Source organism: Staphylococcus rostri (assembly GCF_002902145.1).
Classification (GTDB): Bacteria; Bacillota; Bacilli; order Staphylococcales; family Staphylococcaceae; genus Staphylococcus; species Staphylococcus rostri.
Genome location: NZ_PPRF01000089.1, coordinates 1 through 13,004, shown reverse-complemented (window position 1 = coordinate 13,004; position 13,004 = coordinate 1). Strand labels below are relative to the sequence as shown.

General features: G+C 36.9%; 13 protein-coding genes. 3 read left to right on the top strand and 10 right to left on the bottom strand.

Features of this window, described 5'->3' with window-relative positions; all coding sequences use genetic code 11:
- Window positions 1–192: 192 nt before the first annotated feature.
- Complete coding sequence (gene mscL / locus CD122_RS10495) at window positions 193–552, top strand: large conductance mechanosensitive channel protein MscL (protein WP_103358921.1); 360 nt, start codon at window positions 193–195, stop codon at window positions 550–552.
- A 76-nt stretch (window positions 553–628) separates the two neighbouring features.
- Here the strand turns inward: mscL and sbcC are convergent, their stop codons facing one another.
- The 7 genes from sbcC to sosA form a co-directional block, all read right to left on the bottom strand.
- On the bottom strand, window positions 629–3,661 hold the full coding sequence (sbcC, locus tag CD122_RS10490; protein ID WP_103358920.1) for an exonuclease subunit SbcC: 3,033 nt from the start codon (window positions 3,659–3,661) through the stop codon (window positions 629–631).
- The gene (sbcD, locus tag CD122_RS10485; RefSeq protein ID WP_103358919.1) at window positions 3,662–4,783 is read right to left on the bottom strand and encodes an exonuclease subunit SbcD; all 1,122 of its coding nucleotides are present in this window, start codon (window positions 4,781–4,783) and stop codon (window positions 3,662–3,664) included. It abuts the gene before it with no gap.
- A gap of 114 nt (window positions 4,784–4,897) precedes the next feature.
- A complete protein-coding gene (locus CD122_RS10480; protein WP_103358918.1) occupies window positions 4,898–5,374 on the bottom strand; it encodes a CcdC family protein in 477 nt (158 codons plus the stop codon).
- A 239-nt stretch (window positions 5,375–5,613) separates the two neighbouring features.
- Window positions 5,614–5,841 carry a YneF family protein gene (locus CD122_RS10475; RefSeq protein ID WP_263009870.1) on the bottom strand — a complete coding sequence of 76 codons (228 nt, stop codon included), beginning with the start codon at window positions 5,839–5,841 and terminating at the stop codon, window positions 5,614–5,616.
- 181 nt (window positions 5,842–6,022) lie between these two features.
- Window positions 6,023–8,011: a transketolase gene (gene tkt / locus CD122_RS10470; RefSeq protein WP_103358917.1), complete on the bottom strand. Its 1,989-nt coding sequence runs from the start codon at window positions 8,009–8,011 to the stop codon at window positions 6,023–6,025.
- A gap of 112 nt (window positions 8,012–8,123) precedes the next feature.
- Window positions 8,124–8,360, bottom strand: a complete 237-nt coding sequence (locus CD122_RS10465; protein ID WP_103358916.1) for a DUF896 domain-containing protein — start codon at window positions 8,358–8,360, stop codon at window positions 8,124–8,126.
- Window positions 8,361–8,605: 245 nt separating this feature from the next.
- On the bottom strand, window positions 8,606–8,818 hold the full coding sequence (sosA, locus tag CD122_RS10460; RefSeq protein WP_103358915.1) for a DNA damage-induced cell division inhibitor SosA: 213 nt from the start codon (window positions 8,816–8,818) through the stop codon (window positions 8,606–8,608).
- A 142-nt stretch (window positions 8,819–8,960) separates the two neighbouring features.
- On the opposite strand from sosA, the gene lexA reads away from it, so the two are divergent.
- Entirely contained in the window at window positions 8,961–9,584 is a 624-nt protein-coding gene (gene lexA, locus CD122_RS10455) for a transcriptional repressor LexA (protein WP_103358914.1), read from the top strand.
- Window positions 9,585–9,730: 146 nt separating this feature from the next.
- Here lexA and guaC read toward each other — a convergent pair whose 3' ends face one another.
- Both guaC and rpsN read right to left on the bottom strand, forming a co-directional pair.
- Window positions 9,731–10,708 (bottom strand): GMP reductase, encoded by a 978-nt coding sequence (guaC, locus tag CD122_RS10450; protein WP_103358913.1) that lies wholly within the window; start codon window positions 10,706–10,708, stop codon window positions 9,731–9,733.
- Window positions 10,709–10,787: 79 nt separating this feature from the next.
- Entirely contained in the window at window positions 10,788–11,057 is a 270-nt protein-coding gene (gene rpsN, locus CD122_RS10445) for a 30S ribosomal protein S14 (protein WP_103358912.1), read from the bottom strand.
- Window positions 11,058–11,220: 163 nt separating this feature from the next.
- Between rpsN and rpmG the strand changes: the two genes are divergently transcribed.
- Window positions 11,221–11,370, top strand: coding sequence for a 50S ribosomal protein L33 (gene rpmG, locus CD122_RS10440; protein ID WP_044361700.1), 150 nt, complete (start codon window positions 11,221–11,223; stop codon window positions 11,368–11,370).
- 77 nt (window positions 11,371–11,447) lie between these two features.
- Here rpmG and CD122_RS10435 read toward each other — a convergent pair whose 3' ends face one another.
- Entirely contained in the window at window positions 11,448–12,944 is a 1,497-nt protein-coding gene (locus CD122_RS10435; protein WP_103358911.1) for a catalase, read from the bottom strand.
- Window positions 12,945–13,004 lie beyond the last annotated feature (60 nt).

The window sequence follows — 13,004 nt, the reverse complement described above, 5'->3', positions numbered from 1 at the left end:
TTTATATACCCAATTTAATTGAGTTTAAAAGTTAAAAAATGCAGTTACAATATATACCATAACAAAATAGACAAATATAATCAACGTAGTGTAAAATGGAAATAATATATTTTAAAAAGTGTGTTGTAATGCTAGCTAAATGTTGTATAATATCTTTTGTTATAAAAATCTTTTAAAAAAAGGAGCAAAAAAATGTTACAAGAATTTAAAGAGTTTGCGCTAAAAGGTAATGTATTAGACTTAGCTGTAGCAGTTGTAATGGGTGCTGCATTCAATAAAATTGTTACATCTTTAGTAGAAAACATCATCATGCCACTTATCGGATTATTATTCGGTGAAGTGAACTTCGCTGAAAACTGGTCAGCATTCGGTATTAAATACGGTATCTTCATCCAATCGATTATCGACTTCTTAATCGTAGCAGTTGCATTATTCATCTTTGTTAAAATTGCTAACACATTAGTAAAACCAAAAGATGAAGAAGTAGAAGAAGCTGTTGAAGAACACATCGTTCTTTTAACTGAAATCCGTGACTCATTACGCAACAAATAATGATCATACTTTAAAAGCGTTAGCATTCATGATTCGAGTGCTAACGCTTTTTTGTTCGTATAAGGGCTGTTTACATTTATTCCCTTAATAACAATTTCGTATGACTTTGGTAATTGTTCGACACAACTTCTAACACGACAGGTATACGTTCTTTTAATTCTGTTACATGAGAAATAATACCTACGAGGCGTCCGCTCGACTGCAACTGAATGAGTGTATCAAGTGCCGTTTCTAACGTTTCTTGATCCAACGTACCGAATCCTTCATCAATAAACATCGCATCGAGTGATATGCCACCTTGTTCATTTTGGACGATCTCACTTAAACCTAATGCCAACGCTAAAGATGCCTGGAACGTTTCACCGCCCGACAATGATGTAATCGCACGTGACTGATTCGCATAATAATCAAACACTTCAATTTCAAGACCATTATATCCTTTACCTGTCTTTTCACCACGTACCAGCTGATAACGATCCCCAGTCATATTCAATAAGCGCTTGTTCGCCTGTATTAAAATTTGATCCAAATAATACGTTAAAACATAATTTTCAAGACTTAAATTTTTATGATTATTGCCTTTCAAAATTTCAGACAAGTTTACAAGTTCACTTTGCGTTTCAAGTTGATTTTTCAAAAATTGAATTTGGCTTTCCAATTCATGAATATATTTTTCATTATCTTTTAACTTCATTTCTGCTTGATTGTATTGTTTTAATTTTGCATTATACGCAGATTCTAATTCCGCATAATCTGTTTTTAAAACTTTTACATCTAACACTTCAATCTTGTCTAACCGTTGTTGTATTTCAGCTTGCTTATTTACTGATAAATGATACTTATTGTTATGTTGTGAAATTTTCTCTTTAATCTCTGCTTCTAAAGACACTTCAGACATGACTTGTTTCAAAGCATCGATATCCTTTAACTTCAAACGCGACAGCTCAGCTTGTAATTCTGTTTCCAACTGCTTGATTTTATTTTGTTCTGTTTCCTGCAATGTTTGGGCCATTTCACGTTGAGACGTCACTTCATCCATCTTTTTCTCACATTGTTGCACTTTTACTTGAAGTGCTGTAACTTCTTCATCATAATCCGCAATGTTTTTCATTTGTTGCGCATAATCAGCTACAAATTTTTGTATATCTGCATATCCCGTTTGTTGTTCAAACTGTTTAAGCGCTTCATCATGACTCGAAAGTTGCTGGGACTTTAAAGCCATCTCATGTTTGACTTCATTCATTGATTTTTCTAATGCTACTAACTGCTGATTCACCTTATCTAAACGCTGATTACTTTCATGCAGTGTGTTATATGCTTGTGTCACTGTTTCAAATTCAAGCTGTTGTTTTTCAAATTGAGCGCTATCAAACACGACATTCGCCACTTTTTCATACGCCTGCTCATAATGATTTAATGATGTTTGGGCCGTAATAACTTTTTCACGAGCAACGCGCATTTCGTTTTCTAATGCTTCGTTCTGTGCTTGCTGAAGCTTCAAATCCGCCACAGATGGACCGTCTAATGAATCTTGTACAATTTGACGACATACCGGACATGGCTCACCTGATTCTAACGTATTACGTAGCGCATGGACTGTTGCTTCATGATTTAAAACCGCTTGCTCATTTACAGACATATGCTGAACTTGTTGTTGCTTCTCGGCAATTGTTGCTTCCAAATCTTCAATAGTTGCCTTTGTCGTTGTAATATCTTGTTTAAGTTGTGCTGCTTCTGCTGTTTTCTCCTGAGCTTGTTTCATCACATCCAGTGCTTGACGCAATGCTTGTAATTGTGCTGACAGTTCACTTTCCTTATGAAAACCCACTTCTTGCCCGTTAAGCGATAATTTTAAGTCATCATATTGCTCACTATACACATGCCATTGTTTGTCTAACGACGCAATGGCTTGTTTATCGCGCTGACGATCCTCTTTATGCGCTTGATATTGTGCTTCATTTTGATAGAAATAACGCGTATTATCTACAAATGTACGTTGTGTCGCAATGCCTTCTTTTTTAGTTGCTAAGTGGTCTTGTTGTTCTTGCAATGCCTTTAACGCTTGTTGTTGCGATTCTAATGACGCACTATATTGTGCAACTTGCTTTTCATATTGGGACAGTTGGACACGCGCATTCGTCTGATCTTGATACAACCTAACAGCGACTTTACTATCTGTGATACGGTTCAATTGTGCTTTCAACTGACGAATTTTAGGTTTTTCTGCATCTAAAATTTCAATTTCATTCACAAGTTGTTGATATGTTTTTTCTAATTCTATGCGTTCATCCTGTTGTTCAATTTGCTTATTCAGCTTTTGAACTTTATCGCGCATGTGATTCGTCGCTTCTTCAAAATCTCGTACAACTTTTTGACCAATCGTTTGATATTGTGGTAACACTTCTAACAATCGGTCATGTTGTTCAGATGTTAACGACTGATAACCTAGTAACGTCTCATCATTAAAAGTTGCTAAGTTTAACCAGCGATCTTTTATTCGCGTTTGTTGGTTTTCTATGTCACTTCTAATATCTTTCGTCTTCTTATACAATTCACTACTCAAATACTCATACAATTGCGTATTGAATAACGTTCTTAAAATCGTTTGTTTATCCGTTGTTTTCGATACAAGGAAGCGCTTGAATTCCCCTTGAGGTAAAATAAACAATTGACGAAACTGATCTTGTTTTAATCGCAACAGCGTCAATAAATATTGTTTCCCCTCATTCAACTTACTCTCTTCTAAGACATAACGCTTGCCATCATATAAATAGACTTCTAATGTTGAATTTGTTTCCGTTTTATTACCTGGTTTAATATACGCCGCTGTACGAATGACTTTATAACGTTTACCACGCACTTCAAATTCAAACGTAACTTTAAGCGGTTTTTTAGGATCTGCAAACTGACTGCGCAAATCTTTGACATCTCTTTTTTCAGTTGAAGCCTGCCCATATAAGGCAAACACAATTCCATCAAAAATCATCGTTTTTCCCGAACCTGTCTTACCAGATATTAAAAACAGTTGATTATCTTGTATCTTGGAAAAATCAATTATTTCATCGACAAACGGACCAAAATTTTCAAGGTGTAAAGAAATTGGTTTCACTTAGTTACCCTCCCTTTGTTGTTCAATCAATGCTTCGAGTTGTTCACGTTGAATATTTGAAAGTGGCGTATCCGTATGCATTTCATAGAACGTATTAATAATTTCCATCGGCTGAAGTTGTTTAATGTGCGACGATGGATGCGTCATATTTGATGATACAAAGACTTCGGGTGTTAACGCTAAAGTGTTGGGATATAGCTGTTTCAGCTTCTGCATCGGTTCAGTAATATGATTCATATTGCGCAACTTAAAATGGAAGTAACTATCATCTGATTTACGTTCAAAACGACCATTTATAATTGCGTCATATTCCCCTTCAATCACTTCTAATTCGTGTTGTGGTACTAACTTCATAAATTGTTGTTGTAAATGACCATCGCCATCAAAGGTAATCATACGATACCCCTTCGCCTGATTCACTTCTGAAAATGAATACTGTAAAATTGACCCACTATAGAAAATGTGCTTGTAATTCAATGAAAACGGATGGTGAATATGGCCAAGTAGCACACCGTCAAAACCGTCCAAATATTCGGGAGAAACGGCTTCAATCGTACCAATTGTTAAATCACGTTCTGAATCGCTTTTAGGTGCACCATTCAACGTAAAATGGCCGACAAGGAGATTCTTTTTGGTCGTATCCAATTGAGGCTTTACACGCGCGACAAGTATTCTAATCGCTTCTTCATAACTTTCCACGTGTTCATCAAGATATTCTCGCGCTTCAGACACCGTGAAAAACGGTAATGTATACAACGCAATATCATCAAAAATAATCGGCTCAAAAAAAGCATCCAATGTTGTACGAATATACAATTGACTTTGATCAAACCAAGATGACCCGTAACTTAATCGTTCTCTACTATCATGGTTTCCATGAATCATAACGATTGGTATGTGCATTTTAAGATTAAGTTGTTGAATCGTCTCCTCAAATAACGTGACAGTTCGTTTATTCGGATGTGCCGTATCGTAAATATCGCCAGCAATAACAATCACATCCGGCTTTTCCTGTGCCATGTCCTTTACAAATTGTGCTAAGATATAACGTTGATCATCTAAAAAACTATGGCCATTGAGTCGCTTACCCAAATGCCAATCTGCTGTATGAATCAATTTCATTTTTCTTCACCTCTAATACGTTATTTATGTAAAAGAAAAAGCAGCTCACGTGACATTGACCAACGATAACTGCTTTTCCATAAATATTTATCATTTTATGCTGAACCACTTAAGTTAAATGGAATGGTTCGGCACCTGCTTTTTTAATTGTTGATAACGCCATAACATTGCCAAGCGCCACGGTAATAACATACTGAATGCCAGTAAGAAGAACATACCTGCTAGCTCACCTGCATCGATCGAACTACCTAGAAACACCTTTAAAACCGTACGAATGACCAGCAATGAAACAAGTACAATTGGGAATGCTTTAGATTTTTTTAAGTAAATATCGTTCCCTTTAATTTCAAAATGTGATGTCAGCATTAATACCGTCGAGAACAACATACCAATCACAATCGATTCGATAATCTCAGCATTGGTGAGTCGAAAATATGGAACGACATACATTAACGCTCCCGTAGACATAAACACTGGCGGCAAAATAATCTTCTTCGCATTAACTGGATATTGCTGTGCTTTCATTCGCACGACAATCACAGCTGCCCCCATTACAAAAGCCACAATAATCGAAAATACTAAATAACTCATGTGAACAACTCCTCAATATACAAGAATGGACATCTGCCTCCATTAAAAAGCATCATGGTCACATCCATCCTTCAGCGCCTACTTCGATACGAGCTTAGAAAATCTTGCTCGTTCTCTATCCTCAATGATGTAGATCACATAATAATCATATATATATTAAAGTACACATAATAATAAAAAGCAAGAGAATCAATGCGCGAATGCAACACTGTTCTCCTGCTTATTTAAAGAATTGGATACTACATCTTCTTATCCATATTTTTGTTCATCATTGTCATCATTTGATTGATTTTTTTCTGTGACGGTTTTTGACCCATTTGCATCATCATCATGCGTAACATTTCTTCATTAATAGGTGGGTTCTTTTTCAAATAGTCCATCATATATTTACGTGCTAAGAAGAATCCACCAACAAGACCGATGATAAGTGCAACTGCAATTAATAATATTGCTAACCATGTAGCCATCGTTTCACCCACTTTCTTTATCCTTTAGCATTTTACTAGAAATAAGACGTGTTTTCAAGATAATTCGGATAATGTCGTACTTTTTCAATTTTTAAGCCGGTATTATTAAGAAAGGGACAATGAAAGCACCGTAATACTTTCATTGCCCCTTTGTCACTATACGATCTATATGCTTATGAACTTAGAGTGTTTCGATTTCTGCTAACACTTGTTCTTTTGTAAAGCCATATTTTTCAATGACAAGGTCGCCAGGCGCACTTGCACCAAATCGATCAATACCGATGACCTTACCGTTCATACCGACATATTTATGCCAACCTAATGTTGCACCCATTTCTGCAGCAACACGTTTTTCAACTTGTGGTAATAAAATAGCATCTTTATATTCTTGTGGTTGTTGTTCAAACGCGTGCCAGTTAGGCATTGAAACAACACGTACACCTTTACCTTGTTCTGCTAAATCTTTCGCAACATCGACTAATAAGCTCACTTCAGAACCTGTCGCAAGTAATACATACTCAGGTGCTACTTCTGTTTCATAAACAACATATGCACCTTTACGTACACCTTCATCAACAGTTGCTGGTGCTACATCTAAAACAGGTAGGCCTTGTCTTGTTAATACTAAAGCCGTTGGTGTGTTTTTAGATTCTAACGCAACTTGCCATGCAACGCGTGTTTCGTTACCATCAGCTGGACGAATGACGTTTAAGTTTGGAATCGCACGTAAACCTGCAAGTTGCTCGATTGGTTCGTGTGTTGGACCGTCTTCACCAACCGCAATTGAGTCATGTGTGAAGATGAATGTTGAACCAAGTCCCATTAATGAAGATAAGCGTAGTGCTGGTTTTACATAGTCGCTGAATACGAAGAACGTTGCACCATATGGATGAATACCACCATGCGCTGCCATACCATTAACCGCTGCTGCCATTGCGAATTCACGTACACCGAACCAAATATTTCTGCCGCTGCCGTCTCCCGCTGAAAAGTCGCCTTCCGCTTTGACATTTGATTTGTTTGATGATGCTAAGTCTGCAGAGCCACCAAAGAATGATGGAACCGCTGCACTAATCGCTTGAATCACTTCACCAGAGTCAGCACGTGATGCAGCGTTATGACCTACTTCAAATTGTGGTAATGCAGCAGCATAGTCTTCTGGAAGATCTCCTGCTAATGCTGTTTTGAATGTTGCTGCAAGTTCAGGATATTGTGCTTCATATTTCTTGAAGTCAGCTTCCCATGCTTGCTCATGAGCATCTGCACGCGCAATCATTGTGTCTTTGAAAATATCATAGACTACTTCATCTACGTGGAACTGTTTGCTCGCATCTAACGCATAGTTATCAAACGTTAATGCACGTTCATCAGCACCTAGTGGTGAACCATGTGATGTATGGCTGTTTGATTTGTTTGGTGAGCCATATCCAATAATTGTCTTCACTTCGATAATTGTTGGACCTACTTGTTCTTTCGCTTTTGAAATCGCTTGATCAATCGCTTCAAGATCGTTTCCATCTTCAACTAAAAGATGGTTCCAACCGTATGCTTCAAAGCGTTGTTTAATATTCTCAGAGAATGACTTATTCGTTTTACCATCTAACGAAATATCATTTGAGTCATATAAAGTAATTAACTTATCTAATTTTAAGTGTCCCGCAAGAGAAGCAGCTTCATGTGAAATACCTTCCATTAAGTCACCGTCAGACGCTAATACATACGTGTGGTGATCTACAATTGAAAGATCTTCTTTATTATATTTCGCTGCTAAATGTTTCTCAGCCATTGCCATACCGACTGCCATTGCAAAACCTTGCCCTAATGGACCTGTCGTAATCTCAACACCTTGTGTATGGCGGAATTCAGGGTGACCTGGTGTTTTTGAATCCCATTGTCTAAAGTTTTTCAATTCGTCTAATTCTAAGCCACCAGATACGTGTAATAGACTATATAATAACGCCGAACCGTGACCCGCAGATAATACGAATCTGTCTCTGTTAAAATATTTGTCCGCCTTTGGATTAAAGTTTAAGTGACGCGTCCATAACGTATATGCCATTGGCGCGGCACCCATCGGTAAACCCGGGTGACCTGAATTTGCTTGTTCAATTGCATCGATACTTAATGCACGCAATGTATTTACTGCTAAATTATCTTTTTTATCAAACATAAAATAACTTCCCTTCTTTTTCTGTTCATATTCATATTATAACCGAAAGATATATTGGAAACCTAGAAATTCAATATATCCGTATCAATAATTCATGAATAAAGTGTGACACCTATTTACGCAAGTTCTTTTGCTTTTGAATTTCTTTCAATTTGTCAGGCGTCACATCATTGCCTTGAGGGTCAATTATTTTAGTCTGTTCAATTTGTGATTTAAAACTACCACGGAACGTTTCTAAGTATTCACTTCTCAATTTAGATTGCTCTTTCGCTTCAATTTCAGTTAAACCTTGCTCTTTTTTCTTTCTTGCTAGTTCGTTAATACGATTTAATTTGTCTTGGCTAAGCATGCCACATACCTCCGTCAATTTCTTTACAAAAATATATCAGAAAAGGTACTAAAAACCAAACACTTCGTACTCGAGCGCGGTTGGGACAGAAGCGCTTAGAATGTGAGCAGCACCAAACGATGAGCAAAATTGCTTTTTATTTTTGCCAAAATCGTGGCAGTTCTGTTGAAAACACTGTTTTTAGGACACTGTTTATCAGTTTCCAGTGCTTAAATTTATTGTGACCGGAACTTCTTAAAAAATATTTATTTACTCAATGTCACAGCAAACACGCTTTGTTCGTTACTATTATGCGGTGTAACTTGTTCTGTATTTTTCAATGAATGATCTGTCATTTCGTACGTCTGTTCTGTTTGGTTGTTTTGGCTTGCCATAATAAAGAAAGTTAAAAACAGTACTACTGACGCTGAAAATACGATGATAAAAAGATATAACTCAGAAAATTTATGTTGTACCATTACTAAACACTCCTAGAACATTTGTTTGTATAAGTAATTTATCAGAACAAGCGTTCCGTGTCAATAGAAAGACGAACAAATGTTTGTTCTTGTTCGTGTAGTATGCTATAATAACTTTAAATTCAGCGAAGGAGTGCTAAAAATGAGAGAATTAACTAAGAGACAAAGTGAAATCTTTGAATTTATTAAACAAGTCGTACAATCAAAAGGTTATCCACCAAGTGTACGTGAGATTGGTGAAGCGGTTGGGCTTGCATCGAGTTCAACAGTTCACGGTCATCTTTCTCGCCTTGAAGAAAAAGGTTATATTCGTCGTGACCCTACGAAGCCGCGTGCGATTGAAATTGTCAGTGAATTAATGGGTGAACCCGTTAATATGGAAGCAACAATTTTTGTTCCTGTTATCGGTAAAGTAACGGCAGGTGTGCCAATTACAGCTGTTGAAAATGTTGAGGAATATTATCCTTTACCAGAACATTTTACTTCAACACACAACGGACAACTTTTCATTCTAAATGTTGTCGGTGACAGTATGATCGAAGCAGGTATTTTAGATGGCGACAAAGTCATTGTGCGTAGTCAATCAATTGCTGAAAACGGCGATATTATCGTTGCAATGACTGAAGAAGATGAAGCAACTGTGAAACGCTTCTATAAGGAGAAAAACAGATATCGCTTACAGCCAGAGAATAGCATGTTAAGCCCTATCTATTTAGAACAAGTTACTGTATTAGGTAAGGTTGTAGGTCTATTTAGAGAAATGTAAGAACAAATTGTTATCGTAACGGCCAATCCGTCCGCTACATATAAAATGCGATATTGCCATCTTCTCTCGAGGCACTTCTTCATTAAAAAAGCTCAGAAAGCCCACATATGTCATGTGGATTTTCCGAGCTTTTTAATTTATGTTAATTAGTCTCTATCACCATTAAAAATTGAGTTTTTAACGATCACATAGTCAACTTTTCTTAATGCGCCGATATCTTTACCGCCTGCATACGAAATTGAGCTTTGTAAGTCTTCTTGCATTTCTGTTAATGTATCTTGAAGGGCACCTTTATGCGCAACGAACATCTTTTTACCTTCGACGTTTTTACGTTCACCTTTTTGATATTCAGACGCACTACCAAAGTATTCTTTATACTTTTTACCGTCCATCTCAACTGTTTCACCAGGTGACTCTTCGTGCGCTGCAAATAATGAACCAATCATAACCATTGACGCACCGAAACGTACTGATTTTGCAATATCACCGTGTGTACGAATACCACCATCAGCAATAATTGGTTTACGTGCTGCTTTACTACATAAGTTAACAGCCGCTAATTGCCAACCGCCTGTACCGAAACCAGTTTTAATCTTTGTGATACATACACGACCAGGTCCGATACCTACTTTTGTCGCATCTGCACCCGCATTTTCTAATTCGCGAACACCCTCTGGCGTCCCAACATTACCAGCGATAACAAATGTTTCAGGTAAGTGCTTTTTGATATGTTTGATCATATCAATTACTTGATCTGAGTGACCGTGTGCGATATCGATTGTAATATATTCTGGTTTTAATCCTTCTGCTTTAATCTGTTCTACAAATTCAAATTCAGGGGCTTTAACACCAACTGAGATTGAGGCAAATAAACCTTTTTCGTGCATGCGTTTAATAAATGGTAAACGTGCTGCTTCATCAAATCGGTGCATAATATAAAAATATTCATTCTCAGCAAACCATTCCGCTAATTTTTCATTCATGACTGTCTGCATATTCGCAGGAACGACAGGTAATTTAAATCGTTTAGGGCCAAATTGGATCGATGTATCAATTTCTGAACGACTCTTTACAATACTTTTGTTTGGAATTAACTGTATATCTTCATAATCAAAAATTTTCATTTAAAAAACCCCTCATTAATTTTATCCATATGATAATATACTATCTTTAAAGGATAAAGTAAACAAAGGGTTGTAAAAATTACCAGCTAGATTTTTTAACACCTGGAATTTGACCTTTGTGTGCATACTCACGGAACGAAATACGAGACATTTCGAACTTACGCATCACACCACGTGGTCTACCAGTTACCTTACATCTTCTTGTTAAGCGTGTTGGTGATGAATCTCTTGGAAGCTTACGCAACGCTTCATAATCACCCTTCGCTTTTAGCTCGCGACGCAACTTAGCATATTGCGCTACTAACTGTTCGCGTTTTCTTTCTTTTGCAATTTTAGACTTTTTAGCCATATATTTTAACCACCTTTTCAAATCGTAATCATTACGTTTTAAATACTAGCACACTCTCTTTTAACAATGCAAGATAAAAATATTGGCAAATACGAAAAACCATGCTAAAATATTAAATCGTAATGGTTTCAGTTTAAATCTATTCATTAAAGGAGGGAAAACCATGCGTATTAATGTAACTTTAGCTTGTACTGAATGTGGAGATCGTAACTACATTACAACAAAAAACAAGCGTACAAACCCTGAACGTATTGAAATGATGAAATATTGCCCAAGATTAAATAAGCACACGTTGCACAGAGAAACAAAATAATAGCGGCATATTACTGCTAATCAAAAATACGACAATTATAAAAAAGTTGAGAGCACAATACTCTCAACTTTTTTGTGTTATTTTAAATCGCCTAAAATAGCATCTAAGTCTTCTAACATACCCAACGCATTTGCAACGCCTTTACCGTATTCTGGATCTGCTTGATAACAATGGCGAATATGACGATGTTTCACTTCATCTGTTGTACCGTCCATTTCATTCGCAGTATTTTCAAAGATACGTTGTTGTTGTTCTGGTGATTGAAGACGGAATAACTTACCTGGTTGTTCAAAGTAGTTATCGTCATCTTCTCTAAAGTTGTGTTCATATGCCGTACCTTCCACTTCTAAAGGTGGACGTTTATATTCAGGTTGATCTTTAAAAGCACCGGTGCTGTTTGGATAGTAATGCGTTTTACCGCCACCATTACCATCTAAGAAACGCATTTGACCGTCACGGCTAAATGGGCAAATATTTTCGACACCTACACCTTTTGGCTGGTTAACTGGAATTTGCCAATGATTCACACCTAGACGATATCTTTGTGCATCTCCATATGCAAACAGTCTACCTTGTAACATTTTGTCTGGAGAGAAGTCTAGACCCGGAATAATGTTTGTTGGTGCAAACGCTGCTTGTTCAACATCCATAAAGTAATTTTCTGGGTTTCTGTTCAATTCGAATTCCCCAACTTCAATAAGTGGATATTCATCTTTAAACCATACTTTTGTTAAATCGAATGGGTTATCTTTATGATTGCGTGCTTGTTCTTCAGTCATGACTTGGATAAACATTTTCCATTTCGGGAAGTCACCTTTTTCAATCGCTTCGAATAAGTCTCTTTGTGATGACTCACGATCGTTTGCAATGACTTGTGCAGCTTCTTCAGTAGAGAAGTTTTCAATCCCTTGTTGCGTTCTAAAATGGAATTTCACCCATACGCGTTCATTTTTATCATTAATCATCGCGTACGTATGTGAACCAAAACCGTGCATATGTCTGTAACCTTTTGGAATACCACGGTCAGACATTAAAATTGTAACTTGGTGTAATGCTTCTGGTAATGATGTCCAGAAATCCCAGTTATTTTGCGCACTACGCATATTTGTTCTTGGATCTCTTTTTACCGCATGGTTTAAGCTTGCGAACAATTTTGGATCTCTGAAGAAAAAGACAGGTGTATTGTTACCTACTAAATCCCAGTTACCTTCCTCAGTATAGAATTTTAGTGCAAAACCACGAATGTCTCTTTCTGCATCTGCAGCACCACGTTCACCTGCTACTGTTGAAAAACGTGCAAACATTTCCGTTTGTTTACCAACTTCTGAAAAGATTTTTGCCGATGTATATTGTGTAATGTCGTTAGTTACTGTAAAAGTTCCGAATGCACCTGAACCTTTCGCGTGCATTCTTCTCTCAGGAATTACTTCACGATCAAAGTGTGCCATTTGTTCTAAGAAGTACCAGTCTTGCATTAATAGCGGTCCACGTGAACCTGCTGTCATTGAGTTCTCTCTGTCGCCTACTGGATGCCCGAATAAACCTGTTAATTTCGAATCATTATTGTGTGACATTTAATATCCCTCTTTCTTATTTATAATAATTCTAATTTACCCCTTTGTTTCATTATACCC

Coding starts and splice junctions, on each gene's coding strand:
- CD122_RS10475 (WP_263009870.1), bottom strand. CDS start 5,841: ATGGCTACATGGTTAGCAATATTATTAATTGCAGTTGCACTTATCATC.
- sosA (WP_103358915.1), bottom strand. CDS start 8,818: ATGGTACAACATAAATTTTCTGAGTTATATCTTTTTATCATCGTATTT.
- rpmG (WP_044361700.1), top strand. CDS start 11,221: ATGCGTATTAATGTAACTTTAGCTTGTACTGAATGTGGAGATCGTAAC.
- CD122_RS10480 (WP_103358918.1), bottom strand. CDS start 5,374: ATGAGTTATTTAGTATTTTCGATTATTGTGGCTTTTGTAATGGGGGCA.
- CD122_RS10465 (WP_103358916.1), bottom strand. CDS start 8,360: ATGCTTAGCCAAGACAAATTAAATCGTATTAACGAACTAGCAAGAAAG.
- CD122_RS10435 (WP_103358911.1), bottom strand. CDS start 12,944: ATGTCACACAATAATGATTCGAAATTAACAGGTTTATTCGGGCATCCA.
- guaC (WP_103358913.1), bottom strand. CDS start 10,708: ATGAAAATTTTTGATTATGAAGATATACAGTTAATTCCAAACAAAAGT.
- tkt (WP_103358917.1), bottom strand. CDS start 8,011: ATGTTTGATAAAAAAGATAATTTAGCAGTAAATACATTGCGTGCATTA.
- rpsN (WP_103358912.1), bottom strand. CDS start 11,057: ATGGCTAAAAAGTCTAAAATTGCAAAAGAAAGAAAACGCGAACAGTTA.
- mscL (WP_103358921.1), top strand. CDS start 193: ATGTTACAAGAATTTAAAGAGTTTGCGCTAAAAGGTAATGTATTAGAC.
- sbcD (WP_103358919.1), bottom strand. CDS start 4,783: ATGAAATTGATTCATACAGCAGATTGGCATTTGGGTAAGCGACTCAAT.
- lexA (WP_103358914.1), top strand. CDS start 8,961: ATGAGAGAATTAACTAAGAGACAAAGTGAAATCTTTGAATTTATTAAA.